22 protein-coding genes are annotated in these 25,949 nt (G+C 72.6%); 9 read left to right on the top strand and 13 right to left on the bottom strand.

The window, feature by feature from the left end; translation table 11 throughout:
- Positions 1 to 85 precede the first annotated feature (85 nt).
- The gene (locus tag PZB75_RS25825) at positions 86 to 2,683 is read left to right on the top strand and encodes an FtsX-like permease family protein (protein ID WP_275537688.1); all 2,598 of its coding nucleotides are present in this window, start codon (positions 86 to 88) and stop codon (positions 2,681 to 2,683) included.
- Positions 2,684 to 2,975: 292 nt separating this feature from the next.
- Here the strand turns inward: PZB75_RS25825 and PZB75_RS25820 are convergent, their stop codons facing one another.
- The 4 genes from PZB75_RS25820 to PZB75_RS25805 form a co-directional block, all read right to left on the bottom strand.
- On the bottom strand, positions 2,976 to 3,917 hold the full coding sequence (locus tag PZB75_RS25820) for a LysR family transcriptional regulator (protein ID WP_275537687.1): 942 nt from the start codon (positions 3,915 to 3,917) through the stop codon (positions 2,976 to 2,978).
- Positions 3,918 to 4,102: 185 nt separating this feature from the next.
- Complete coding sequence (locus tag PZB75_RS25815) at positions 4,103 to 5,296, bottom strand: glycine C-acetyltransferase (RefSeq protein ID WP_275537686.1); 1,194 nt, start codon at positions 5,294 to 5,296, stop codon at positions 4,103 to 4,105.
- A gap of 174 nt (positions 5,297 to 5,470) precedes the next feature.
- On the bottom strand, positions 5,471 to 6,499 hold the full coding sequence (tdh, locus tag PZB75_RS25810; RefSeq protein WP_275537685.1) for an L-threonine 3-dehydrogenase: 1,029 nt from the start codon (positions 6,497 to 6,499) through the stop codon (positions 5,471 to 5,473).
- 480 nt (positions 6,500 to 6,979) lie between these two features.
- A complete protein-coding gene (locus PZB75_RS25805; RefSeq protein WP_275537684.1) occupies positions 6,980 to 7,798 on the bottom strand; it encodes a response regulator in 819 nt (272 codons plus the stop codon).
- A gap of 107 nt (positions 7,799 to 7,905) precedes the next feature.
- On the opposite strand from PZB75_RS25805, the gene PZB75_RS25800 reads away from it, so the two are divergent.
- Positions 7,906 to 9,522: a sensor histidine kinase gene (locus PZB75_RS25800; RefSeq protein ID WP_275537683.1), complete on the top strand. Its 1,617-nt coding sequence runs from the start codon at positions 7,906 to 7,908 to the stop codon at positions 9,520 to 9,522.
- Positions 9,523 to 9,575: 53 nt separating this feature from the next.
- Here PZB75_RS25800 and PZB75_RS25795 read toward each other — a convergent pair whose 3' ends face one another.
- Positions 9,576 to 10,121, bottom strand: a complete 546-nt coding sequence (locus tag PZB75_RS25795; RefSeq protein WP_275537682.1) for a putative immunity protein — start codon at positions 10,119 to 10,121, stop codon at positions 9,576 to 9,578.
- Positions 10,122 to 10,454: 333 nt separating this feature from the next.
- Here PZB75_RS25795 and PZB75_RS25790 point away from each other — a divergent pair, with 333 nt between their 5' ends.
- A complete protein-coding gene (locus PZB75_RS25790) occupies positions 10,455 to 10,916 on the top strand; it encodes a hypothetical protein (protein ID WP_275537681.1) in 462 nt (153 codons plus the stop codon).
- Between the two features lie 319 nt (positions 10,917 to 11,235).
- Here PZB75_RS25790 and msrB read toward each other — a convergent pair whose 3' ends face one another.
- The 4 genes from msrB to PZB75_RS25770 form a co-directional block, all read right to left on the bottom strand.
- Positions 11,236 to 11,643 (bottom strand): peptide-methionine (R)-S-oxide reductase MsrB, encoded by a 408-nt coding sequence (msrB, locus tag PZB75_RS25785; protein WP_275537680.1) that lies wholly within the window; start codon positions 11,641 to 11,643, stop codon positions 11,236 to 11,238.
- Positions 11,644 to 11,653: 10 nt separating this feature from the next.
- Positions 11,654 to 13,057, bottom strand: coding sequence for a UDP-N-acetylmuramate--L-alanine ligase (murC, locus tag PZB75_RS25780; RefSeq protein WP_275537679.1), 1,404 nt, complete (start codon positions 13,055 to 13,057; stop codon positions 11,654 to 11,656).
- A 47-nt stretch (positions 13,058 to 13,104) separates the two neighbouring features.
- Complete coding sequence (locus PZB75_RS25775) at positions 13,105 to 13,557, bottom strand: indole-3-glycerol phosphate synthase (protein ID WP_275537678.1); 453 nt, start codon at positions 13,555 to 13,557, stop codon at positions 13,105 to 13,107.
- A gap of 263 nt (positions 13,558 to 13,820) precedes the next feature.
- The gene (locus tag PZB75_RS25770) at positions 13,821 to 14,684 is read right to left on the bottom strand and encodes a pyrimidine reductase family protein (protein ID WP_275537677.1); all 864 of its coding nucleotides are present in this window, start codon (positions 14,682 to 14,684) and stop codon (positions 13,821 to 13,823) included.
- A gap of 213 nt (positions 14,685 to 14,897) precedes the next feature.
- On the opposite strand from PZB75_RS25770, the gene zapE reads away from it, so the two are divergent.
- The 3 genes from zapE to PZB75_RS25755 all read left to right on the top strand — a co-directional run bounded on the left by zapE (position 14,898) and on the right by PZB75_RS25755 (position 17,657).
- Positions 14,898 to 15,995: a cell division protein ZapE gene (gene zapE / locus PZB75_RS25765; RefSeq protein ID WP_275537676.1), complete on the top strand. Its 1,098-nt coding sequence runs from the start codon at positions 14,898 to 14,900 to the stop codon at positions 15,993 to 15,995.
- Between the two features lie 58 nt (positions 15,996 to 16,053).
- Positions 16,054 to 16,479, top strand: a complete 426-nt coding sequence (locus tag PZB75_RS25760) for an OsmC family protein (protein ID WP_275537675.1) — start codon at positions 16,054 to 16,056, stop codon at positions 16,477 to 16,479.
- A gap of 257 nt (positions 16,480 to 16,736) precedes the next feature.
- Positions 16,737 to 17,657 (top strand): polysaccharide deacetylase family protein, encoded by a 921-nt coding sequence (locus PZB75_RS25755; protein ID WP_275538865.1) that lies wholly within the window; start codon positions 16,737 to 16,739, stop codon positions 17,655 to 17,657.
- 335 nt (positions 17,658 to 17,992) lie between these two features.
- Here PZB75_RS25755 and PZB75_RS25750 read toward each other — a convergent pair whose 3' ends face one another.
- Complete coding sequence (locus tag PZB75_RS25750; protein WP_275537674.1) at positions 17,993 to 18,175, bottom strand: hypothetical protein; 183 nt, start codon at positions 18,173 to 18,175, stop codon at positions 17,993 to 17,995.
- Positions 18,176 to 18,424: 249 nt separating this feature from the next.
- Positions 18,425 to 19,102: an AIM24 family protein gene (locus PZB75_RS25745; protein WP_275537673.1), complete on the bottom strand. Its 678-nt coding sequence runs from the start codon at positions 19,100 to 19,102 to the stop codon at positions 18,425 to 18,427.
- A gap of 70 nt (positions 19,103 to 19,172) precedes the next feature.
- Between PZB75_RS25745 and PZB75_RS25740 the strand changes: the two genes are divergently transcribed.
- The 3 genes from PZB75_RS25740 to PZB75_RS25730 all read left to right on the top strand — a co-directional run bounded on the left by PZB75_RS25740 (position 19,173) and on the right by PZB75_RS25730 (position 23,570).
- Complete coding sequence (locus tag PZB75_RS25740) at positions 19,173 to 20,057, top strand: peptidyl-tRNA hydrolase (RefSeq protein WP_275537672.1); 885 nt, start codon at positions 19,173 to 19,175, stop codon at positions 20,055 to 20,057.
- A gap of 228 nt (positions 20,058 to 20,285) precedes the next feature.
- Positions 20,286 to 21,740, top strand: a complete 1,455-nt coding sequence (locus PZB75_RS25735) for a DUF692 domain-containing protein (RefSeq protein ID WP_275537671.1) — start codon at positions 20,286 to 20,288, stop codon at positions 21,738 to 21,740.
- A 219-nt stretch (positions 21,741 to 21,959) separates the two neighbouring features.
- Positions 21,960 to 23,570 carry an alpha/beta hydrolase gene (locus tag PZB75_RS25730; protein WP_275537670.1) on the top strand — a complete coding sequence of 537 codons (1,611 nt, stop codon included), beginning with the start codon at positions 21,960 to 21,962 and terminating at the stop codon, positions 23,568 to 23,570.
- A gap of 32 nt (positions 23,571 to 23,602) precedes the next feature.
- Here PZB75_RS25730 and hemQ read toward each other — a convergent pair whose 3' ends face one another.
- On the bottom strand, positions 23,603 to 24,316 hold the full coding sequence (hemQ, locus tag PZB75_RS25725; protein WP_275537669.1) for a hydrogen peroxide-dependent heme synthase: 714 nt from the start codon (positions 24,314 to 24,316) through the stop codon (positions 23,603 to 23,605).
- Positions 24,313 to 25,875: a protoporphyrinogen oxidase gene (gene hemG / locus PZB75_RS25720; RefSeq protein ID WP_275537668.1), complete on the bottom strand. Its 1,563-nt coding sequence runs from the start codon at positions 25,873 to 25,875 to the stop codon at positions 24,313 to 24,315. Before hemG ends, hemQ begins: the two co-directional genes overlap by 4 nt.
- Positions 25,876 to 25,949 lie beyond the last annotated feature (74 nt).

Below are 25,949 nucleotides of genomic sequence, written 5' to 3'. Positions count from 1 at the left end.
GCAGTCCTCGGAGCAGCCGTCCCCGGGACAGCGATTCTCGGAACAGCCGTCCTCGGGCCGGCGGCCGTCCGTGCGGAAGCCGTCGGTGGCCGAGCGGTCCGGCGCCGAGCCGACGGCGGACGCGCGGGCCGGCTCGCGGCGGGCGTCGGCGTTTCTCGCCCGGCGGTCGTTGCGGGTCCAACGCCGGGCCTGGGCCGCGGTGTTCGCGGCGACGGCCGCCGCGGCGGCACTCCTCGGCGCGTTCGCGTTCGTCATCGGTTCGGTACTGCTCGCGCAGCCGCCGGTGGACCGTTACGCGGGCGCCGACGCGGTGGTGGCGGCCGACCAGAAGGTGACGTACACGGTGAAACCGTGGGGCAGCGAGCCGAGGACCGTGACGGCGTACCTGCCGGAACGCGCCCGGCTCGACCGCTCCCTGCTGGCGAAGGTCCGGGCGGTCGACGGCGTCGCGAACGCGGTCGTGGACGATTCGGTCCCGGTCGCGCTGGGCGACGACGGGTCGGCCGCGGTCGGCCGCTCCTGGCCTTCGGCGGTCCTCACCCCGTACGAACTGACCGAGGGGCGGGCGCCGAGAACCCCAGGGGAGGTGGTCGTGGACGCCTCGCTGGTCCCGGCCGGGACCCGGCCCGGCGACCCGGTACGACTCCAGGTCGGCGGCGCGGCGCGCGCGTACACCGTCAGCGGAGTCGCGCACACCGGCCACCGGGGCGCGGGCGCTCCCGCAGTCTTCTTCACCGAACAGCGGCTCACCGCGCTCGCCGGTCACCCCGGGACGGTCGACACGATCGGTGTCGTCGCCGAACAGGGCGTTTCCAGTGGCGCGTTGAACTCGGCGTTGCGCGACGCCCTGCCGTCGGACACCGCCACCGGGCGCGACGTCCGGGTCCTGACGGGCGCGGGCCGCGGCCAGGCCGAGTGGCTGGACGCGATCGGCGGACGCAACGAACTCGCGCAGTTGCTGGCGGCCGTGACAGGCACCGTGGTCATGGTGGCGCTGCTGGTGATCGCGTCCACCCTCTCGCAGGCGATCCACCAGCGGTCGGCCGAGCTGGCCCTGCTGCGCGCGGTCGGGGCGAGCCCGCGCCAGATCAAGTCGGCGATCGGCCGGGAGGTCACCCGGGTGGCACTCGCCGCCGCGGTGCTCGGTGGCGTCGGATGCGTACCGCTGGGGCTGATGATGCGGTCGTTGCTGACCTCGGACGCGCTGCCGCTGCCGGTGCCGGTGTGGCTGCCGTTCGCGGCGGGCGGCGCCGCGGTCCTGGTGGTCGCGCTGGTCGCGCGGCCCGTCGCGGCGCTCGCGGCCCGGGGGATCACCCGGCTGCGGCCGGCTGCGGCATTGGGCGCGGCCCGGACGTCCGAGCCCGCCGCCCCCGGCCGGTTCCGGACGATCACCGGGGCGGTGCTGGCGTTCGCGGGGATCGGTTCGGCCGGTGTGGCCACGGCGCAGGGCGGTCAGGCGGCGGCCGCCGCCGCGTCCGGCGCGGCGGCCTCGCTGGTGATCGCGGTGGCGCTGCTCGGTCCGTGGATCGCGCGGGGCGCGATGCGGGTGCTGGGCGTGCCGGTCCGACGACTGGGCGGGGTCGCCGGGTTCCTCGCCGACCGGACCGCGACCGCGCACACCAGGCGGCTCGGTGCGGCGATCACACCGATCGTGCTGGTGGTGGCGTTCGTCTGCGTACAGCTGGCGGCGGGTACGACGCTGGAGCGCGCCGCCGACCGGCAGGCCGCCGCCGCGCTGCGCGCGGACCTGGTGGCGACGGGCCCGGCCGCCGGGTTCCCGGCGGAGGCGGTGGCCGCGGTACGCAAGGCACCCGGGGTGGCGGCCGCGACGAGTGTGATGCGGTCGGCGGTCGTGCTGGCCCATCGCGAGTTGGGCGATCCGAAGCTGGAACGTCTCCCCGTACTCGGCGTGAGCGCCGACCAGTTGACGGGCGTTCTCGATCCGCGGGTGACCTCGGGCGATCTGAGGAACCTGACCGGAAGCTCCACGATCGCGGTCGGCGAGGAGCGCGCCCACAGTCTCGGGGTCGGGATCGGCGACACGGTCGAACTGCGCCTCGGTGACGGCACGGAGACCGAACCGCGCGTGGTCGCGGTGTACGAACGGTCCCTGGGCCTGGGCGAGTTCATGCTGCCGCGCACGGCGCTCACCGGGCATGTGTCGGCGCCCGGCGACGAGCGCGTCCTGATCGGTTCGACCGGCCCGGACACCGCCGAGGCCGTGCGGAAGGCGCTCGCCCCGTACAGCGGGGTGCGGGTGAGGGCGGCGGTCCCGGACGACGTACGGACCAGCCTGTCGACCTCGGAGCAGGACGACGCGCTGATCATCATCGGGGTGGGGGTGATCGGCGGCTTCGCACTGCTGGCCGTGGTCAGCACGCTCACCCTGATCACGGTGGGCCGGAAGGACGAACTCCGGCTGCTGCGACTGGTCGGCGCGGGCCGTCGGCAACTGACGCGGATGCTGTTCCTGGAGACGGGTCTGGTGGCGGTCGCCGGCCTGGTGATCGGCACGGTGGTGGCGGCGATACCACTGTCGGCGTTCGCGGTGTCGATGGCGGGCACGGCGCCGTACATGCCCCCGGTCCAGTACGGGGTGCTGGCGGGAGCGGTGATCGTGGCGGCGGCAGCGGGAACCCTGCTCCCGGCATCGGCGGCCCGCCGCCGCAGGATCAACGCCTGAGCGACAGGTAGCTAAGGGCTGTCCCGCCAATCCCTGGTGGGCGTGCGACGACAGCTACGGCACCTCGCGGCGTTGTCGGAACGTCCCCATACATCCAGTATGCGGACGCCCCTCCGCCTGGCGACGCACCACACCTGACGCCGCACGCTGATCCACCACGGATCGCGGGACAGCCCTTGGTGGCGGACCGGGCGAGGGGTCCGGGTGTCGGGACGGGACACGGGCCCGGCGCGCCACCCGGGCGGGCCGCCGTGGTCCCGAACCCGGACCGCCGGGGCCCGGACCACAGGTCTCAGCGCTCCACCCGCGACGTCGGCGCCGGCAGGGCCGCTTCCCGTTGCGCCGCCGCCAGGAGCGCGTCCAGCACCGGGCGGATCAGTGGGTGGCCCTCCGCCCCGTGGCGTACCGCCGCGAACACCCTGCGGGTGGGGGCGCTGCCCTCCACGGGCCGTACGACCACCCCGGTCAGTTCCATGCCGCGCAGGGCCGACCGGGGTACGAGGGCCACCCCGGCGTCCGCCCCCGCCAGCGAGACCACCGCACGGAAGTCGTCCGACGAATGTTCGAGCCGGGGTTCGTATCCGGCGAACTCGCAGGCCAGGACGACCACGTCATGGCAGGGATTGCCCGGGTACGGGCCGATCCAGGGGTCCTTCGCCAGGTCCGCGACCGCCACCTGTTCCTGACCGGCGAGCCGGTGGCCCACCGGCAGCACCGCGTCGAACGGTTCGGAGTACAGCGGCACCCGGGTCAGCCGCTCGTCGTCCTCGCCCGGAGCGCCCCGGTACTCGACGGCGACCGCCACGTCCACCTGCCGGTCCAGCACCATCGGCACGCTCGCGTCACCCTCCGCGTCCTGGACGCGGACCCGGATGCCGGGGGCGGTGAGCGTCAGTTCGGAGATCGCCGGGGCGAGGACCAGGCCGATGCCCGTCGCGAACGCGGCGACCGTGACCGTCCCGGCCACTCCCGCGCTGTACGCGGCCAGCTCGGCCTCGGCCCGCTCCAGCTGCGCCAGCACGGCGTTGGTGTGGGTCAGCAGGATCTCCCCGGCGGCGGTGAGCCGGGCGCCGCGCGCGCTCCGTTCGACCAGCCGGTGCCCGGTCTCCTGCTCCAGGGCGGCGAGCTGCTGGGAGACGGCGGACGGCGTGAGGTACAGCGCGGCGGCGGCCGCGGTCACCGTGCGGTGGTCGGCCACCGCACGGAGGATACGCAACCGCCGTGCATCGATCATGCGCCCATTCTCCCAGGTCGCGGGCGGTCCCCAGCCCGGGTCCCGCGCCGGGCCCCGCGCCGGGTCCTGTGTCCGGGCGCGTCCCCGGGGACGGTCCGCCGACCCGGGCCGCCGGGGCCGTCGGTACAGATACGGGTCCGGTAATCGTCCCCGGGTACGGGTCCGGGCCCGGTGATCGTCCCGCGCTACTCCCCCAGCGCGGCCCGCGCGTCCACGAACGCGTCCACCGCCCGGTTCACGTCCTCGGTGGAGTGCGCGGCCGAGAGCTGGACCCGGATGCGGGCCTGGCCCTGCGGAACGACGGGGTACGAGAACCCGATCACGTACACCCCCCGTTCCAGCAGCAGCTCCGCCAGCCTGCCTGCCTTCGCCGCGTCCCCGATCATCACGGGGGCGATGGCGTGGTCGCCGGGCAGGACGTCGAAGCCCTCCTCGGCCATCCGGGACCGGAACAGCGCGGTGTTGGCGTTCAGCCGCTCCCGCAGGTCCCCCGCGGACTCCAGCAGGTCGATGACCTTCAGCGAGGCGGCGGCGATCACCGGGGCGAGGGAGTTGGAGAAGAGGTACGGGCGCGAGCGCTGCCGCAGCAGCGCGACGATCTCGGCGCGGGCCGCGACATAGCCGCCGGACGCCCCGCCGAGCGCCTTGCCGAGGGTGCCGGTGATGATGTCGACCCGGTCCATCACACCGTGCAGTTCGGGAGTGCCCCGGCCCCCGGGGCCGACGAAGCCGACGGCGTGCGAGTCGTCGACCATCACCATGGCGTCGTAGCGGTCCGCGAGGTCACAGATCTCGCGCAGCGGGGCGACGTACCCGTCCATCGAGAAGACGCCGTCGGTGACGACGAGGCGGCGCCGGGCCCCGGACGCCTCCTTGAGCCGCTGCTCCAGGTCGGCCATGTCCCGGTTGGCGTAGCGCAGCCTGGACGCCTTGGAGAGGCGGATGCCGTCGATGATCGAGGCGTGGTTGAGGGCGTCGGAGATGACGGCGTCCTCGGGGCCGAGCAGGGTCTCGAAGACACCGCCGTTGGCGTCGAAGCAGGAGGAGTACAGGATCGTGTCCTCCTGCCCGAGGAACGCCGAGAGCCGTCGCTCCAGCTCCTTGTGGACCTCCTGGGTCCCGCAGATGAAGCGGACGGACGCCAGCCCGTAGCCCCAGCGGTCCAGCGCCTCGTGGGCGGCGGCGACGACCTCGGGGTGGTCGGCGAGGCCCAGGTAGTTGTTGGCACAGAAGTTCAGCACCTCACCGGCCCGGCCGCCGGAGGTGACGGCGACGGTGGCGGACTGCGGGGTGCCGATCACCCGCTCGGGCTTGTGCAGCCCGGCTGCGCGGATCTCGTCGAGGGTGGTGCGCAGGTCGTCGCGTACGGAGTCGAACATCAGGGGTGTCTCCCAGCTGGGTACGGGGGCTGGACGCGGGGCGCCGGATACGAAGGGCCGGCTACGAGGGGGCTGGTTACGGGAACGGTACGAGGGACCGGCGGACCGACGGCAGACCGACGGACCCGACGGTCCGTCGGCGGACCGAACGCCTGACCGGGGCGGCCGGCCGGGTCAGGAGGTCCAGTCGAGGATGATCTTGCCGCCGCGACCGCTCGCGGCGTCGTCGAAGGCCGCCTCGAAGTCGCGGTAGCCGTACCGCCCGGTGACCACGGGGGCGAGGTCGAGGCCGCCCTCCAGCAGCACGGACATGGCGTACCACGTCTCGTACATCTCACGGCCGTAGATGCCCTTGATCGTGATCATGGAGGTGACGACATGGGCCCAGTCGACGGCGAACTCCTCGGACGGCAGTCCGAGCATCGCGATCCGTCCGCCGTGCGTCATGTTCGCGATCATGTCGCGCATGGCCTCGGGCCGGCCGGACATCTCCAGTCCGATGTCGAAGCCCTCGCGCAGACCGAGATGACGCTGCCCGTCGGCGATGGTCTCCTCGCCGACGTTCAGGGCCAGGCTGACACCGACCTTGCGGGCCAGCTCCAGCCGGGCCTCGCTGACATCGGTGATGACGACACTGCGGGCGCCCGCGTGCCGGGCGACGGCGGCGGCCATGATGCCGATCGGCCCCGCGCCGGTGATGAGGACGTCCTCGCCGACCAGCGGGAAGGACAGCGCGGTGTGCACGGCGTTGCCGAACGGGTCGAAGATCGCGGCGATGTCGAGGTCGACGGGGACCCGGTGCACCCACACGTTGGACGCGGGCAGCGCGACGTACTCGGCGAACGCGCCGTCCCTGCCGACCCCGAGCCCCAGCGTGGAGCGGCACAGGTGGCGCCGTCCGGCGAGGCAGTTGCGGCACTTCCCGCACACCAGGTGCCCCTCGCCGCTGACGAGGTCGCCGACCTCGATGTCGACGACGTCGGCACCGATCGACGCGACCTCGCCGACGAACTCGTGCCCCAGGACGAGCGGGGTGCGGATGGCCTGCTGGGCCCAGCCGTCGTACGCCCGGATGTGCAGGTCGGTGCCGCAGATGCCGGTACGGAGCACCTTGATCAGCACATCGCCGGGCCCGGTCTCCGGTTCCGGCACGTCCGTCAGCCAGAGTCCCGGCTCGGCCTTCTGCTTCACGAGTGCCTTCACGGCCGCGACTCCCTGTGCCCGATGAGTACCCCGGACCGTGGGCATGCCAAGGACAGCCCGCGGCCCGGGGAAGAGTGGAGAAGACGGTGGGGCAAGGGCGTGCCGTTGCGGTGCGCGTGCTGCCCTCGACCGTCACTGAGCAATCTGCCGCACCGGGGGCCGCAGGTCCATCGAGGTTTTCTTAAGCGCCTCCGCAGCTCCGCTTCATACCCGGCGGCTCCGCTTCATACCCGGCAGCTCCGCCTCATGCCCGGCAGCTCCGCCTCACGCCCCGCAGCTCCGCCTTACACCCGGCCCGCGAACGGGCGGGCCCACGGCAGCGGTCGCGGCTGTACGTCGCTCAGTCCGACAGGCACGGTCCGGCGCTTACGGTCTTGCCGACACCCGCCCGGTCGAGCACCGCCCGGCGGGACGCGAGCCGTGACCGGGGCCCCTTTCGAGGGGCCCCGGGGCGTGCCGGTGCGCGCGTACGGCTGCCGTTCAGCCGCTGTCGCCGAAGCGGACCGGGGGCGTCACCGCGGTGTCGAGGAAGAAGGAGTCGATGCTCTGGACGGTCTCGATGAACTCGTCGAGGTTGACGGGTTTGGTGACGTACGCGTTGGCGTGCTGGCGGTAGGCGTCGTCGATGTCGTCCGGCGCGGCGGAGGTGGTCAGCACGACGATGGGGATGCTGGAGAGTTCGTCGTCGTTCTTGAGGACGTTCAGCAGCTCGCGGCCGTTCATGCGGGGCATGTTGAGGTCGAGCACGATCAGGTCGGGCCGGTCGGTCCGGGGGTCGCGGAGGTATTCCAGCGCGGCGACCCCGTCGTCGGCCCGCTCGATCCCGCGTGCCATGCCACGCTCGGTCAGGGCTTCCTCGATCAGCATGGCGTCGGCCATGTCGTCCTCGACGAGCAGGACGGTGTACGTACGGGGGACGAGGCCGTTCATGAGCGAACTCCGGGTCTGGTGGTGAGGTAGCGGGCGTGAGGCGGGGCGGGCGGTGAAGACGAGTCCGGGCCAGCGTTTGCGGGCGCCCTGGCGGCTGACGCCCCAGGCCCTGCCCAGTTGCGGATAGCCGGCACCCTCCAGCGCGGCGGCCCGCGCGGCCAGTGCCGCGCACTCCTCCACCGCCCGGCCGAGGTGTGCCAGGGCGCGCAGTGACGCCAGTGCGTCGCTCCGCGGCTCGTCCGGGTCCTGCTCGTCGGCATCCGCCACCGGCGTGAGGAGGACAAGCTGCCGGGCGGCCTCGGCGACGGCCTGTCGTGCCCGTTCGGCCAGTTCCTCCTGCTCGGCGCTGATCCTCGTCTCCACTGCCATGGGTGCACCGTAGACGGTGAGACACCCCGGGGACAACCGTGGTTGTCATCGCGGGTAGGGTGGCGCAGCCCCGGTGCTCCGCCGGGGCCAGGGAGGATGGACCCGACGTGCAGAACGACGCCGTGCAGCAGGCCCCGGTGACACCGCCGCCGCGGTCGGCCGGGAACGGCTGGACCACCCGTGGCTGGCTGAGTGCCGGTTCCGCGGCAGCGCTGGTGGTCCTCCTTGTCCTGGCCGGGTGCGGTGTCTGGGTCCTCGCCCATTCCACCGACGTCAACAGACGGCTCACCGACCGCTGGTCGCCGGCCCTGATCGCCTCCGTCCGGATGGAGAGCGCCCTGGTCAATCAGGAGACGGGCATCCGTGGGTACGGCCTGACGGGGAAGCGTGAATTCCTCAAGCCGTACCAGGACGGCATCGCGCAGGAGAAAAGGGCGGCCGGGGAACTGGTGCGTCTGACCGAGGGCGACGAGCGGGCAATGGCCGATCTGTCCCAGGTGCGCGAGTACGCCGAGCGGTGGCAGACCGCGATCGCCCGCCCCGTCAGCGCGGCGGCCGACCCCATCGGCTCCGCCCGGCAGCGCGCCGAGTCGGGCAAGGCCGCGTTCGACGCTCTCCGGGCCTCGCTGAGCGAACAGCAGGTCCACATCGAGGACGAGCGGGACAGGGCGCGCCACGACCTGGAGGAGGCACGCACCCTGCGCAACACCGTCTTCGCCGCCATCCTGTGCGTCGTCCTCGTCCTCATCGCGCTCGTCTTCGTCGGGCTGCGCCGGGGCGTCCAGGTGCCGCTGGACCGGCTGCGTACGGATGTCCGGCAGATCGCCGACGGCCGGTTCGAGCACTCCGTCACCCCGTCCGGCCCCGCCGACCTGAAGGCACTGGCGACGGACGTGGAAGAGATGCGCCGGCGCCTGGCCGGGGAGCTGGCCTTCAGCGACCGCGCGCGGGCCGAGCTGGACGAACGGGCGACGGAGTTGCGCCGCTCCAACGAGGAGCTCGAACAATTCGCCTACGTGGCCTCCCACGACCTCCAGGAGCCGCTGCGCAAGGTCGCCAGCTTCTGCCAGCTGCTGGAGCGCCGCTACGCGGCTCAGCTCGACGACCGCGCCAGGCAGTACATCGGCTTCGCGGTCGACGGCGCCAACCGCATGCAGACCCTCATCAACGATCTCCTCACGTTCTCCCGCGTCGGACGCCTGCACGCCGAGGACGCCGACGTCGACCTTGAGGACGTGCTGCGCCGCACCACCAACTCCCTGGGCATGGCGATCGAGGAGACCGGGGCGGTCCTCACCCATGACCCCCTCCCCGCGGTCCACGGCGACCCGACCCAGCTCGGCGTCCTGCTGCAGAACCTCGTCTCCAACGCCATCAAGTTCCGCGCCCCGGGCGTCGTGCCCCGGGTCCACCTCAGCGCCCGTGAGTCGGCGGACGTCACGGACGGCACGGACGGCGGTCCTCGCTGGGAGTTCGCGGTGACCGACAACGGCATCGGCATCGAACCCGAGTACGCCGAGAGGATCTTCGTTATCTTCCAGCGCCTCCACGGCCGTGACACCTATCCGGGCAACGGCATCGGCCTCGCCCTCTGCAAGAAGATCGTCGAGTACCACGGCGGCACCATCACCGTCGACACCGGCCACACTCCCGGCACCCGCTTCGTCTTCACCCTCCCCCCGGCCCACTCCGAGACGCCCGCCGCGGACGCGGGGGACCAGTGATGCGGTGACCTACCGATCATGGACTTCGCCCGCGTCGACGACGGTCAGGACGCTCACGGTGTCCTTGGGACGCGGAGAACGGCGTCGAGAGCGCGCAGGCTCTCCCCCACGCGCCCGCCTCCCGGAGGTGCGGCGGGCAGACGGCCGAGCACCGCGATGACCGCTGCCGGTGCGTGACGGCGCGCCCATTCGAGGGTCCCGGCCGGGTCACACCGGCCTTCTCCGGATGCCAGCTCCTCCGCACGTGCAGCGTGCGCTGCCGCACCGAGGATGTGTTTCACCTGGTGAGCGCTTGCCCTGGGATGAAGGTACGCGGCGGCAGCCGCGTGACTCGCCGCTCGTGCCGCGTCGGCCGCGCCGGGCGAAGCGGCTTCTCGTGCGGCTCTGTACGCAGCCCACGCGCGCTGCCGCAGGGCGCCCGTGCGCCGACCGCCTCCGGCGAAGGTGTGCGCCGCGTCGACGGCGTCACGCGGGCGCGGGTCGGCGGGAAGCTCCCGCTCGAAGATCCACAGCACCCTGCGGGCACAATCAGCCGCGTAGCCCGTGATCTCACGGAGTTCGTGTTCGCTCAGCTCTATCTCGTCCGACTCGGTTGGCACGGTTCAATCCTGCCGCAGGCCGCCGGCGGCGCGGTACCGGCGGCTCGTGGCCCGGGGCGAAGTCGTCGCCGACCAGGAGCGTCCGACGCCCGCTCGCCGGACTCGGGGACCGGCCCCCGGCCGTCTTCCGGGCGGACCGGACCCTGCTGACGCGGACGCCCCCGTGGTCCCCGCCGACGGGTGATCCCGCCCGTGTCCCGACGGACCGGCGCGACCTGGTGCGTCACACCTTCTCCCCTGCGCGCCGGCGCCCCACCGGCCGCCAGGTACCGTGGGTACGTACCGATCTCGTGGGCCTCCTGCCGGGCTGCGTGAACCCCAGGAGGAACACACATGACGACCAACAACGGGCGCAAGGACGTCATCCGCAACCGGATGGCGACGACCGGCGAGTCGTACAACGTCGCCGCGCGCAATCTCAAGGCGATGAAGGACATGGGCGCCACCCGTGACGCCGTCCTCACCCAGCGCTGGCGCCCCGCTCCCTCGCTCGACGTGCCGTGCCCCTGCGGCGGCACCTGTGAACCGGGCGAGACCTGCGACCGCTGCCACGCCAGGCACCGCCACGTGGCGCGGCACCCGGGCAGCCTCACCGAGGTCGAGACCTGGGCGGACCGCTACGACTGCCTCGGCTGCTCCGCCTCGTACACCCTGACCATCACCCTCCCCGGCCGCCCGTGGGGCGTGGCCGAGACGGTGATCCAGGGTGGATCGGCCGAGGAGGTCGTACGGGCCCGGGTCTTTCCCGGAGTCGTACACCCCCAGCTCCGCCCGGAGCCCTCCGAGGAGGACTGACGGGCCGCCTCCCCACCCGGGAAGCGGGACCGCGCCATCTGCTCGGGGGCAACGAGACCGGCCGCCCACCGCAGGTTCCCGGTCCGATCAGGGGGCCGGTGCCGGGAGCCCTTGGCCTTGCTTGTCCGGTTTCGTTCCTGTTCGTGAGCCTCGTGCATGACGTACCGTCATGTGCCGCTGAGAGGCGGTGCGCCCTCTCCCGCGCCGAGGAGCGGCCCGACGACGTCGAGGAGCACGTGATGAGCCCGCCCCCGATCACCCGGCCGCACCGCGCGTTCGCGGACCCGCTGCGCGAACGTCGTGACCAGGGGTCCGGCCGTCAGCCGTTGTCCGGTGTCAGCCTCAGCGAGATCGAGTTGATGCAGTAGCGCTGGTCGGTCGGGGTCGGGTACCCCTCCCCCTCGAAGACGTGCCCGAGGTGCGATCCGCAGCGGGCGCAGCGCACCTCGGTGCGGGCCATGCCGTGGCTGCGGTCCTGGATCAGTTCGACGGCGTCGGTGTCCTTCGGGTCGTAGAAGGACGGCCAGCCGCAGTGCGACTCGAACTTCGTGTCGGAGCGGAACAGCTCGGCGCCGCAGGCCCGGCAGGAGTAGACGCCCTCGGTCTTCGTGTCGGTGTACTCACCGACGAAGGCCGGTTCGGTGCCCGCCTGGCGCAGCACCGTGTACTCGGCGGGGGACAGCTCCGCCCGCCATTCCTCGTCCGGCTTCTCGATGTCGTACGGCACGATCGCTCCCTCAGCTCGACAGGTGGTCCAGGATGCGCGGCCCGAGGTCCGTGACGTCGCCCGCTCCCATGGTGAGAACGAGATCGCCGGGCTTCGCCATTCCCGCGATCACCTCCGGGACCGTCGCCTTGTCGTGCACGGCGGTCACATCGGCACCGGACGCCCGTGCCGCGTCGATGATCAGGGTGCTGGTGATGCCGGGGATCGGGTCCTCGCGGGCCGGGTAGATGTCGAGGACCACGGAGGCGTCCGCGAGGGCGAGGGCCTGGCCCATCTCCTTGCCCAGCTCCTGGGTGCGGGAGAACAGATGGGGCTGGAAGACGACCAGGATGCGGGAGTCGGTCGTGGCGCCGCGCATCGCTTCGAGGTCGGCGGTCATCTCGGTGGGGTGGTGCGCGTACGAGTCGACGACCTGCACGCCCGCGGCCTCGCCCTTGAGCTGGAGGCGGCGCTTGACACCGGTGTACGCGCCGAGGGCCGTGGCCAGTTCGTCCGCCGGGATGCCGAGGGCGGCGCCCGCCGCGAGGGCGGCGACGGCGTTGAGCGCGTAGTGGCGGCCGGGGACGGAGACCGTGAAGGTGAGGTCCTCACCGCCCAGGGCGACGGTGACCTCGCTGGTCAGTCCGCGCGGGGTGATCGTGCGGACGCGTACGTCGGCCGTCGCGGACTCCCCGTACGTGACGATGTTCCGCGCTCCGGAGGTCCCGAGGTCGGCGACCCGCCGGGTCAGCTCGACCGCGCCGGGCTGGTCGGCGGAGATCACCAGGGTGCCGCCGGGCACGATCTTGCCGGTGAACGTCTCGAAGGACTCGTAGATCTCGTCCATCGAGGCGTAGTTGGCGTGGTGGTCCAGCTCGACGTTGAGGACGATCGCGACCTCGGGGTCGTACTTCTGGAAGCTGCGGTCGCTCTCGTCGGCCTCGGCCACGAAGATGTACCCGCCGCCGTGCGCCGCGTTGGTGCCGGGGCCCGCGAGGTCGCCGCCGATGGCGTACGAGGGGTCGAGACCCAGCTCGGACAGGGCGACGGCCAGCATCGAGGTGGTCGTCGTCTTGCCGTGCGTACCGGCGACGGCGAGGGCGCGGGTCCCCGTCATCAGTGAGGCGAGTGCGTCGGAGCGGTGCACGACGGGGACCGACAGCTCGGCGGCGCGGGCCAGCTCCGGGTTGTCGGCGCGGATCGCGCTGGAGACGACGACGCACGTCGCGTCGTCCGCCAGATGCCCGGCGGCGTGACCGATGTGGACGGTCGCCCCCAGCGCCCGCAGGGCCTCGGCGGTGGCGGACTCCTTCGCGTCGCTGCCCACCACCCGGGCGCCGCGCTGGGCGAGGATCTTCGCGATGCCCGACATTCCGGCGCCGCCGATGCCGATGAAGTGCGGCCGTGCCATGGCGGCAGGGATACCGGGTGCCATGCGTGTGTCTCCCCAGAGGTGCGACGTGAATGCGATCGCCGCCCAGCCTATTCGCTGTGCGCGAAGAGCTTGAGCACCGGTACGCCGACCTTGTGACGGGCCCGGGAGGCCCAGTCGCGGTGGAAGAACTCCTCCACGTAGTGCGGGGCCGTCAGCACGATGACCTCGTCCGCCCGCGCCTCCTCGACGACCGACTTCAGCCTGTCCAGGGGGTGCTCCTCGATCACCTGGCCGACCGCGTCCGAGCCCGCGTCGCGGAGGGCGGCGAGCGACCCCTCCAGGGCCAGCTCGGCGGGCTTGCGGGCCTCTTTACCCTCCGGTTCCTCGGGCTCGCGGGCGGCTTCTCTCAGCTCCCCGAGCGCCACGTCGTCGATCGCGCGCAGCAGCACGTCCGCCTGGTCCCCGCGCGGCTGCATCAGTACGACGAACGAGATCTGCTCCTCTCCGTGCAGGGTGGTGACGAACTCCACGTCCTCGGAGGTGAGGGGCTTCTCGATCATCAAAACGCTTGTGAACACGCAGGCGCCCTTCTACTTCATCAACTTCATCGACCGTGGACGGTCGCCGACCGTGGACGACCGCTGCTGAAACCATCCTTCCCCGTGTTCCCACGGGGTCTCCGGGTAAGTCTGCCCGGCCGAAGTTAACCGGAACGGGAAATTCCGCTGATTGTCGGAACCGTTGTCAGAACCGATTGTCGGATCTGTTTCTCAGTGCTGGTTGTGAGAAACAATTGTCCGAACGGATCGTTCCGAACCGATGGTCAGCTTCCGGGCCGGTCCGGCGCGGCGGTCCGGTGGTCCCTGCGGTAGCGGCCGAAGAGGAAGCCGCCCTCCTCCAGCAGGGAGGCCAGGGCGAATCGTTCCGGCACTGTCAGGGCCGAGCCGACCGCGATCCGCTGGGCGTCCCCGGCGGTCAGCAGCGGGGAGACGGTGAGACAGAGCTCGTCGAGCACACCGCCCGCCACGAACTGGCCGAGCATCCTCGGGCCGCCCTCGGTGAGCAGCCGCTTCAGCCCCAGGCCGGCCAGCTCGCGCACGGCCCGGTCCGGCTCGACGGTCGCGCCGTCCCCCGCGATCACCACCCGGGCGCCCGCGTCCTCGGCGGCCCGGACGCGGTCCGCGGACGCGCCGGCACCGGTGACCACCAGGGTGCGGACCAGCGGCGAGGCGAAGAGCGGCAGCGAGAAGTCCAGGTCCAGGCTCGCGCTGACGACGGCGACGGCGGGCGCGGGACCCTGGCCCGCCGCGGCCCGCCGCCCGGCGAAGGCGTCCCGGGCCCTGGCGGGGCGGTACCCCTCCAGGCGTACGGTCTCCGCGCCGACCACGACGGCGTCGGCGAGCCCGCGCAGGGTGCCGAAGATCCGCATGTCGGCGGCGCAGGAGATCGGCTGTGAGCGGCCGTCGTGCTGGGCGGCGCCGTCCAGTGTGGAGACCATGTTGGCGCGCAGCCAGGGGGTGTCCGTGGCGGGGTACGCGTACGCGTCGGCCAGCTCGTCGAGGCTCCACTCGCGGTCGCCGTCCGGGGTCTCCGGGCTCCGTCGGCGGTCACCGTCCGGGGCGCTGCTGGTCGCCGGGGCTCCGCTCGCCGCTCGTGTCGGGTCGGTCACAGGGAAGAGGCGTCGCATGTGGTGCAGTCTCGCACGGCCCTCACGGCCTCCCCCGTGAGAGGGGCCGGGCGGCGACCGGCCTTCCGCGGCTTCGGTGGCGAGGCGCGGAAGGGCGTCGCCGCGGAGCGTCGTCGACCGGTGACGGCGCAGCGAGCGGGGCCGCACGGCGCCGGCAGCCCGCTCCCTGTCGTGGGGAGGCCGACGTCGGGGAGGCCGTTATGGTGGGGAGTTGTGTCGTCCTCCACCGCCGTGCCTGGGCAGAGCCCCATAGCCGAAACGGCCCCGTTGTCCCTGTGCGCCCGTGAGCCGCGCGTCCCCGCCGACCGGCTGGTCGCGGAGATGGTGCCGCCGCCGCGCTTCGACTCGGTGCGCTTCGCGACGTACGTACCCGATCCGAACCAGCCGAGCCAGAGCGAGGCCGTGACCGTGCTCAGCGCGTTCGCGGCCGGGCTCGGCGGCGCGCACGCCGGTGGCGGCGGCAAGCGGTCGTGGTTCGGCAGGAGCAAGAAGCCGTCCGCGCCGGCCGGTCCGCGCGGCGTCTATCTCGACGGGGGTTACGGCGTCGGCAAGACGCACCTGCTCGCCTCGCTCTGGCACGCCACCCCGGCGGAGCCGTCGCTGAAGGCGTTCGGGACCTTCGTGGAGCTGACCAATCTGGTGGGCGCGCTCGGCTTCCAGCAGACCGTACGGACCCTGAGCGGTCACCGGCTGCTGTGCATCGACGAGTTCGAACTGGACGACCCGGGTGACACGGTGCTGGTGTCGTCGCTGCTCAGCAGGCTGGTCGAGGCGGGGGTCGCGCTGGCCGCCACCTCGAACACGCTGCCCGGGAAGCTCGGCGAGGGCCGGTTCGCCGCCGCCGACTTCCTCCGCGAGATCCAGGGGCTCTCGGCGCACTTCCGTCCGCTGCGGATCGACGGCGAGGACTACCGGCACCGGGGGCTGCCCGAGGCCCCGGCGCCGTTCTCGGACGCGCGGGTCACCCGGGCCGCGTACGCCACGGCGGGCGCGTCGCTGGACGACTTCCCCTCGCTGCTCGACCATCTGGCGCGGGTCCACCCGAGCCGGTACGGCGCGCTGACGGACGGCGTGTCGGTGGTCTGCCTCACCGATGTGCGGCCGGTGCCCGACCAGTCGACGGCGCTGCGGCTGGTGGTCCTCGCGGACCGGCTGTACGACCGGGAGGTCCCGGTGCTCGCGTCCGGTCTGCCGTTCGACCAGCTGTTCAGCGACGAGATGCTGAACGGCGGCTACCGGAAGAAGTACTTCCGGGCGATCTCGCGTCTCACCGCACTGGCCCGCGACGCGAAGGGACTGGCGGAGCAGTAGGTTCGGGAGCGCGGTCATCAGTACAGCCGCACACCTCATCCGAAGGGACATCTTCAGAATGGCTACTACGCGTCAGGCACACACGGTCTGGGAAGGCAACCTGACCGAAGGCACGGGGGTCGTCACCCTCGACTCCTCCGGCATCGGTGAGTACCCGGTCTCCTGGCCGTCGCGCGCGGAGCAGGCGAACGGGAAGACCAGCCCGGAGGAGCTGATCGCGGCGGCCCACTCCAGCTGCTTCTCCATGGCACTGTCCAACGGTCTCGCCACCGCGGGGAACCCGGCGGCCCGGCTGACCACCCAGGCCGAGGTCACCTTCCAGCCCGGCACCGGCATCACCGGCATCCACCTCACCGTGCGGGGCGAGGTCCCCGGCCTGGACGAGGCGGGCTTCGCGAAGGCCGCCGAGGACGCCAAGGCGAACTGCCCGGTCAGTCAGGCCCTTTCGGGCACCACCATCACGCTCACCGCGTCGCTGGTCTGATCCGATGAACGGCCGGGGGGCGGCGGTGTGGCCCGCCACCCCCCGGTCATATGATCGGTTACTTTCCGTCGGTGATCGATTGTGTACGCAGAGCAGCTGACGCTGCACGAAACCGGACGCCACGGACCGCGCTGACTTCGCTGATCTCGCCGGTTTCGGTGCCCCCGACGACCCCAGCTGCCCCACCGGCCTCGCAGACCTCGCCGGTCCCACCGGCCTCGTCGACCCCACCGGTCCCACCGCTTTCGGCGCCCACCCTGACAGCCCTGACGATCCTGGGGGCCGTCGTCGGGGGCGCACTCACCGGCTGCGGCACCGCCGGCCCCGCCCCGGACCAGGTCTCCGCGGACGGCGCGGTCACACACGCCCCCGCACACTCGGCCTCGCCGCCGCGGATGTCACAGACACCTCGGGTGCGGAAGCCGCCCACGATGGCGCCGGGCCCGGCCGGGCGGACCCCGGTCTTCTCGCGAAGTGCCGGGACGAGCGACAAGGTCGTGGCGCTGACCTTCGATGCCGACATGACGGCGGACCAGGGTCCGCGCGCGGCGGCGGGCGAGCACTTCGACAACCCGGAACTGATCGCGCTGCTGCGTCGGCTGAAGGTGCCCGCGACGGTGTTCATGACCGGACGCTGGGCCGACGAGTATCCGAAGCAGGCCCGGTCGATCGGCGCCGACCCGCTGTTCGAGGTCGCCAACCACTCGTACAGCCACTACGCCTTCAAGGGCCCCTGCTACGGACTCCCGGTCGTCGAGAAGGGCGGCATGGGCGCCGATGTGGAGCGGGCCTTCGCGTCGTTCCGCAAGGCGGGCGTGCGCAACGTGGTGCCGTACTTCCGTTTCCCCGGTGGGTGTTACGACGACACGACACTGCGCGCGCTGGCTCCGTCGAAGGTGACGGCGGTCCAGTGGGACGTGGTCAGCGGCGACGCGTTCGCGACGGACGCGGACGCGGTGACCCGCCAGGTGCTGGACGGGGTGAAGCCCGGCTCGCTGGTCGTCATGCACTGCACCCGCAGCGCGGCTCCGGTCACGGACCGGGCGGTCGCCCAGGTGGTGCCGGAGCTGCGGAAGCGGGGGTACCGCTTCGTGCGGGTGTCACAGCTGATGGGTGCGGCGGGGACGACGACGGTCGACAACCACGGCAGCGGCCGGTCTCCGGGCTTGGCGCGCTGAGAGGTGCGGCCAGGTGCGGCCCGCTCCGGGTGGCACCGCTCAGCCGGTTCGGCTCCCCGGCCGGCCCGGCGCTCGATTGTCAGAGTCCGCTGATACAAGACCGTCGTGAACATACTCGGACAACCGAGGTCGCCGCCACGGATGTACTCACGGCCCTGGGCGCCGCCCCGTCCCTCGCCCCGTCCGCCGTCCGGTCGGCCGTCCTCGCGCGCGTCGCGGACGCGTATCGTCCTCGCGCGCGTCGCGGACGCGTAAAGGTCTTCGCTTCCCCGGCGAGGCGCGGCTCCAGGCGCCACGGGTCCCGCATGATCCGAACGGGAGGCCCGGCGGCGTCCTCAGCCGGAGCAGGCCGTGCGGCCCGCTTCCTGCCATTCGCAGACCGGGCAGAGGGTGCTGCCCTTGACCGACTCGGGGTACTCGGTCGGCTTCCGGCACAGCACGCACTCGGCGTACGGAGGCCCGTCCGCCACCGTGTGCGCGGGGGTCGGTGCGGGCGTCTCACAGTACGAATCGTCCATGCGTACGAGGTTACTCAGCCACGCAAGGCGGTGAGCCGGCTCGTCACCGCGTCACCGCCGTGGAGACCGAGCGGCGGGGTGCGGACACCGGAGCCGCGCCCGACGACATCGAGGCCGGCCTCTTCAGTACGGAAACCGGCCGCCGACGCTCCGGTTCCGTACCGGCTGCCCGTACGGAAACCGGCCGCCGACGCTCCGGTTCCGTACCGGCTGCCCGCTCCTCGACGCCTCCGGGGCGCGGGCGGGCCGTCAGTTGGCCGACGCCTTCTCGGGCTTGACCTCGCTGGGCCGTACGATCACGAACCCCTCGCCCTGGAGCATCAGCTGGACCGCTTCGCCGGAACCGCCGCGCACCATCGAGCCAAAGCTCTGCGAGCGGTGCAGCGAGGTGTTCAGCTCGGCGCTCCAGCCGACGACCGCGTCCGTGTCGACGTACACCGGCTGCTGAGCGGTGACCGGGATCACGATGGGGTGGCCCTCGCAGACCAGGGCCAGCTTCCCGTATCCGGTGAAGACGCTGTTGAAGAGGCCGCCGCCGGCCATTCCGGCGCCCTTCACGGTCTTGATCTCGTACTGGAGGGTGGGGTCGAAACAGAGGACGTTGCGGCCGTTGACGGTCAGGACGTCGCCCTGCTCCATGTCCACGATGAAGCAGTTGGCGGCCTCGTGCGCGAACCACGCCTCGCCCTGACCGCGTACCGCCATCAGCGGCAGCCCCTCGCCGGTGACCGCCCGCTTGAGCAGACCGCCTATCCCCTGTCCCTTGCGCTCGAACTGGAGATTGCCGCGGAAGGCGATCATCGACCCCTGGCGCGCGTGCATCTCCCCGTTCACGGCGTATTTGACTGATTTGTCGTTCTGGAGAGTCATGCCGGGGGCGGTGGCGGGCTGGGCCAGGTGTTCGCTGGAAAAGAGATCGCTCTTCATGCGGTACATCCTCACCTGAGGCCCGCGATACGCCAAGGGTCGTGGCCGGGAGGGCTGGCAGACTGGGCGGGTGAGCAGCAGCAACGACATTCCCGCGTCCGCTTCCGTCCCGAATCACCCGGATTCCGGAGCCCTTCCGAAGGCGCCGGTTCTTCCCGGGGTCCCGGGCCCTTCGAACGCGTCGGGTCACGAGGGTCAGGCCCCCCGGTCCGACGAGAGTCCGGCCCGCTCCGACGAGGCCACGGCCCGGTCCGGGGCGAGCCCCTTCCAGGTCGAGCCGACGGACCGTGACGCCTCGCCGCAGTACGTGCTGCCGCTGGTGGTGCGCATCGAGAAGGCGGCGCCCCCGGCCCGTACCGACGCGCTGCGCACGGCCGCGCGGGCGGTGCTGGTGATGCTCTCCGACGAGAGGTCGCTGGGCGAGGGCGAGTGGGCGCGCGCCGTGCGGGACTGGCAGGACGCCCGTATCCGCAAGGTGGTGCGCCGGGCCCGGGGGTCCGAGTGGCGCAAGGCGTCCGAGCTGCCCGGGATCACGGTCATGGGCGAGAGCGCCGAGGTGCGGGTGTTCCCGCCGGTTCCGCTGGACGGCTGGCCCAAGGAGCTGGCGAAGCTCCAGGTGTCGGGCACCGACCTGGACGACCCCGAGCCCCCGGCCGCGCCCGATCCGGCCGGTCCGGTGCTCTGGCTCAACCCGGAGCTGGACATGTCGGCGGGCAAGACCATGGCGCAGGCCGGACACGGCGCGCAGCTCGCGTGGTGGGAGCTGTCGGACGCGGAGCGCGAGGCGTGGCGCGAGGCCGGGTTCCCGCTGTCCGTGGCGACCCCCGACGCGGCGCGCTGGGCCGGACTCACCGTGAGCGGACTGCCCGTGGTGCGGGACGCCGGGTTCACGGAGATCGCCCCGGGTTCGTGCACGGTCGTCGCCGACCACCCGGCGCTGCGTCGCCACCGCTGAGGCCGACGGGCGGGGGGGTCGGCGAGCGCGGGGCCAGTGGGCGGCGGGCGCGGCGGGCGGCGGGCGGCGGGCGAGCCGGCCGGCGACCGATCCGTCCGATCCACCGGCCCGCCGAATCCGCCGGGCCGGCCCCGGAACCTCAAATCGGCCTCTGAACGTCCCCCTCCTGGGGTTCATCGACGTGCGGCCGGGCCATCACCCCGGCACCAGGTGGACGAAGGGGGCGGCATGAAGCTGGGCATCGGGATCGGCTGGCGACCGGAGATCGCGGAGGCGGTCGAGGCACTACCGGGGATCGACTGGGTCGAGGCGGTCGCGGAGAACATCTGCGTCGACCACCTCCCCGACTCACTGGTTCGGCTCCGCGAGCGCGGCGTCACCGTCGTCCCGCACGGCGTCTCGCTCGGCCTCGGCGGGGCCGACCGACCGGACCCGGGGCGGCTGGCGGACCTGGCGGCACGGGCCACGCTGCTCGAAGCCCCGCTGGTCACCGAGCACATCGCGTTCGTACGGGCCGGAGGGCCGCGCACCGCGTCGCGGAGGCTCGAAGCGGGCCATCTGCTGCCCGTACCGCGCACCCGCGAAGCGCTCGACGTGCTGTGCGAGAACGTCCGGATCGCCCAGGACGCGCTGCCGGTGCCGCTGGCCCTGGAGAACATCGCGGCTCTGATCAGCTGGCCCGACGAGGAACTGACCGAGGGACGGTTCCTGGCGGAACTGGTGGAACGCACCGGGGTGCGGCTGCTGATCGACGTGGCCAATCTGCACACCAACCACGTGAACCGGGGCGAGAACCCTGCGGCGGCACTGGACGAACTGCCGCTGGAGTCGATCGCGTACGTCCATGTGGCGGGCGGTGTCGAGCGGGACGGGGTCTGGCACGACACGCACGCCCACCCCGTCACCCGGCCGGTCCTGGACGTCCTGACCGAACTGCGCGCCCGGGTCACACCTCCCGGCGTCCTGCTGGAGCGCGACGACGACTTCCCGCCCGCGTCGGAACTGGCGGCCGAACTGGACCTGATCCGTGACACGTTGGACACGGCGGCCCACCACCCGGCCCGCCCGACGCTCCGGGCCCGACCGGCACGAGACGTGCGAGTGGCACGTGAGGTGCCTGAGGTGCCTGAGGCGGAAGCTCCGCAGCAGCACCCGCACCCCCAGCAGCCACCGCCGGAGCCCACCACCGGCGTGACCACAGCCATCACCACAGCCACAACGACCACCGCAGCCACCACCCGGCTCCGGGTCCCCCCGACCCCCGAGCGGACCACCACCGCCCGCGGCCACCTCGCCGTGGCCCAGACCGCCCTGCTCTCCGCCCTGGTCGCGGGCACCCCCGCCCCCGAGGGCTTCGATCCACGCCGACTCGCCGTCCAGAGCCGCGCACTCGCGGCCAAGCGGGCCGGGATCGTCGCCAAGGTGGCGCCCGAACTGCCGGACATCCTCGGCGAGGACTACCGGCGCGCGTTCATCGCGTACGCCAGGAGAAACCCCCTCACCACGGGACACCGGCGTGACGCGCTGGACTTCGCCGAGACGTTGCTGTCCGTCGGACGTCCCGCCGATCCGGCCGCCCGGCGCCGACTGACCCAGTGGTGGCGGGACCGTTCGGGCTCACGCCCGCCGAACCGTGCGGTCCGCCTGGTACGCGCGGCGCGCGGCGTACTCGTCGGGAGGTGACCCGAAGCGGGAGGTGACCCCGGCCGGAGGTGACCCCGGCCGGAGGTGACCCCGAAGCGGGAGGTGACCCCGAGCCGCCCGCCTCGGCCACCCCCACCCGGCCGCCACGACGAGCATCAGGGTCATTCCATATGACATTCGGAGCCAGTGCTTTACATCGTTGACCGCTCGCCCGACCATCCCCCTTCGGCTTCATCCGTCCGCACGAAGGGAACACGCGTGAGAGCAGTAGCGCTGTACGGAACCATCGGCTCCCTGGTCCTCTCCGCCCTGACCGTCGCGCCCGCCACGGGCCTCGACCACCCGCGCGAGGGCGTCCGCCGGGCCGCCGAGGACACGGGCACGATGATCGCCGCCGAGCGCGCGGCGGCGGCCGGGATCGCCTTCGGCCCGTGCGCCGAGGCCGAGATGCTGCCGGACTCGGTCCGGTGCGGCACCGTCGGCGTACCGCTCGACTACGCGGCCCCCCTCGGCCGCCAGATCCGACTGACCGTCAGCATGGCCGGGGCCACCGGCGGTTCGGCCGAGCGCCAGGGCGCGCTCGTCTACAACCCGGGCGGACCCGGCGCTTCGAGCCTCACCTTCCCGATGGTCGGCGAGCTGGCCGAGTGGAAACGGATCGCCCGTGCCTACGACATGGTGGGTTATGTGCCCCGCGGAGTCGGTGACTCGGCCCCGCTGTCCTGCCAGGACCCGGCCGATTTCGCCAGGGCGCCCAGCGATTCGCCCACGCACCCGTCCGAGGCGTACAAGCGGAAGCGGATCGCGCGGGCCAAGGCGTACGCACGCGGCTGCGCGCGCGGCGCCGGACCCGCGCTGCGCCACTACTCCTCGATCAACAACGCCCGCGACCTGGAGGTGCTGCGCGCGGCGCTGGGCGAGCGGAAGCTGACGTTCATGGGTGCCTCGTACGGCACGTACATCGGCGGTCTGTACGCGACGCTGTTCCCGTCCCACGTCCGGCGCATGGTCTTCGACTCGGTGGTCGACCCGGACCCGGACACGGTCTGGTACCGCTCCAACCTCGACCAGTCGCGCGCCTTCGAATCGCGCTGGAGGGACTTCCGTACCTGGGTCGCGAAGCACGACGAGACGTACCGGCTGGGAACCACGGCCGCGGCGGTGGGGCGGCGGTACGAGAAGGTGCGCGCGGAGCTGGCGGTGAAACCGGCGGGCGGGAAGGTCGGCCCCGGTGAGCTCCAGTCGGCGTTCCTGGGGGCCGCGTACTACGACGACTACTGGTCGATGCGGGCGACGGCGCTCTCGGAGTACGTGCACGGCGACCCGCAGCCGCTGATCGACCAGGCCACACCGCGGCCCGCCGGGATCAAGGACAGCGAGAACGCCAACGCGGTCTACACGGCCGTCGAGTGCAACGACGCGCCGTGGCCCACCGATTGGCGGGTGTGGGACCGGGACAACACCGCGCTCGCGCGGACCGCGCCGTTCGAGACCTGGGACAACGCCTGGATGAACCTGCCCTGCGCGTACTGGCCCGCGCCGAGGCGGCAGCCGGTCGACATCGGTACCGCGCGGGGAGCGCTGCCCCCGACACTGATCCTGGCGGCCGAACGGGACGCGGCGACCCCGTACAAGGGGGCCCTGGAGCTCCAGCGGCGGCTGCCGGGCGCGGCACTGGTCACGGAGCGGGGTTCGGGGTCGCACGGCATCGGCGGCGGTGAGAACCCCTGCGTCAACGCCTACCTGGAGTCGTATCTGCTGACCGGAAGGACGCCGGTGCGGCGCGCGCAGTGCGCGCCGCACCCGGAGCCGAACCCGGTGTCGCTGGAACGGGGGGCGGCGCGTGACGCGTCGTTGCCCCTCGTCTGATCTTCCGGGCCAGGGTGGCCGGGACCCGCTCGCTACGCGAGTCCGGCCACCAGGTCGGAGAGCGACTTCCTGCGGCCCGTGAAGAACGGGACCTCCTCACGGACGTGCATCCGGGCCTCGGAGGCGCGCAGGTGACGCATCAGGTCGACGATACGGTGCAGTTCGTCGGCCTCGAAGGCGAGAATCCACTCGTAGTCGCCGAGCGAGAACGACGCGACCGTGTTGGCGCGGACGTCCGGGAAGCCGCGCGCCATCTTGCCGTGGTCCGCGAGCATCCGGCGCCGGTCCTCGTCGGGCAGCAGGTACCAGTCGTACGAGCGTACGAACGGGTAGACGCTGATGTAGTCGCGCGGCGTCTCGTCGGCCAGGAACGCCGGCACGTGCGCCTTGTTGAACTCGGCGGGGCGGTGCAGCGCCATGTTCGACCAGACCGGCTCCAGCGAACGGCCGAGCCTGGTCCGGCGGAAGAGGTTGTACGCCTCCTGGAGGGCGTCCGCGGTCTCGGCGTGCCACCAGATCAGGAGATCCGCGTCGGCCCGCAGACCGGACACGTCGTAGGTGCCTCGGACGGTGACGTCCTTGGCGTCGAGCTGGTCGAACAGCTCCTGGACCTCGTCGGCGTAACCGGCGCGGTTCTCGGGCAGCACATCCCGCAGCTTGAAGACGGACCACAGGGTGTAGCGGACGACCTCGTTGAGGTCCTTGGCCTTCTTGCCGGCGTTGGGGATCTTCTCAGGCGCACTCATACGGCTATTGTCCCGCCTCGCTCCCCGTGCCCGGCGCCAGGGTCGGCCTGGTGTCGATCTCCGTGCCGGGCGGGGTGGCCGGCACGCCCACCGGGGCCCAGGCCCGCGACGATCTCGTCAGCCGCGCGGACGGCGCTCGCGACGCAGGCCGGGATGCCGACACCGTCGTACACCGCCCCGCAGACCCGCAGGCCGGGGAGTTCGGCGACCGCGCCGCGGATGCGGGCGACCCGGGTGAGATGACCGACCGGGTACTGCGGCAGTCCGCCGGTCCAGCGGGTGACCCGGGTGTCGACGGGGGCCGCGGCGAGTCCGGTGGCGGTGGCGAGGTCACGCAGTGACACGTCGACGAGTTCGCGGTCCTCGCGGTGCAGCTGCTCCTCCTCGTCGTACCGGCCGACGGAGGTGCGCAGGAGGAAGAGGCCGGGCGCGGAGTCCGCGACCCAGCGCCATTTGTTGGTGGAGAAGGTGGACGCCTTGATGGTGCGGCCGTCGACCGGCGGTACGAGGAAACCGGAACGCCCGGCCGACAGGTCCGGCGCGGTCACGTCGGAGCGCCGGAACGCCATGGTGACCAGGGCCATCGACGCGTACTCGACGCCGGCCAGTTCGGCGGACGCGGCCGGGGACTCGGCGGCCAGCAGGGTGGCGGCGGGCCCGGCCGGGGTCGCCAGGACGACGGCGTCGGCGGTGAACACCCGGGCGTCGGTACGGACGTCCCAGCCGTCGCGGGTGCGGCTGAGGCCGAGCACGGGGGTGCCGGTCACGATCTCACCGCCCTGCTCACGGACGGCCGCGGCGACCGCCCGGGGCAGGGTGCCGATGCCACCGTCGATGCCCTGGAAGACCGGTCCGGTGTGCTGCCGGGCGGCGGCCCGGTCCTGGACCCGCCGCACCCCGTCGAGCAGCGAGCCGCCCTCGCGTGCCACCTCGAAGAGCTGCGGTACGGCGGCGCGCATCGAGATCCGGTAGGAGTCGCCCGCGTACACGCCGCCGAGCAGCGGTTCCACGAGCCGGTCGACGACCTCGCGGCCGAGCCGGTCCGCGACGTACGCGCCGACCGCGACGTCGTCACCGACGGTGGCCGGAGGCAGGTCGCGTTCCCGGGCGATCCGCGCGACGCCTTCGGGCGAGAGCAGCCCGCCGAGCGCGGCGGGGTCGCCGGGGACGCCCATCACATGGCCCTTGGGCATGGGGCGGAGCGCGTCCCGGGTCCAGACCGACGCGGTGGCGGTGGCGGGTGGCTGAAGCCGGTCGCCGAGCCCGACGGCCTCCGCCAGCCGGACCGCCTCGGGCCGTCTGGCCAGCATCGACTCGGCGCCCAGGTCGACCGTGGCGCCCCCGACCTCACCGGTCATGAGCTTGCCGCCGAGCCGGTCGCTCGCTTCGAGCAGGGTGACCCGCTGCCCGGCGGCCAGCAGCCGGTGGGCCGCCGTGAGTCCGGCGATGCCACCGCCGATGACGACGACGTGTCCCGTACGCGTGTCCACGCCGTCTCCCGTGCGCGGGTCCGGCGGGTGCCCGTCGCGCGCGGCCACGCCGTTCTGTGATCGCTCCATGCCCCCACTCTCTCAAACCCGTTCCGAGGCCCGACCGTGACCGCTTCGAAACCGGTGGACGCAACCCGATCCGC

The sequence above is a fragment of the Streptomyces sp. AM 4-1-1 genome (assembly GCF_029167625.1).
GTDB lineage: Bacteria > Actinomycetota > Actinomycetes > Streptomycetales > Streptomycetaceae > Streptomyces.
Note: the sequence above shows the minus strand (reverse complement) of the source record. Positions and strands in the feature narration are given on the sequence as shown.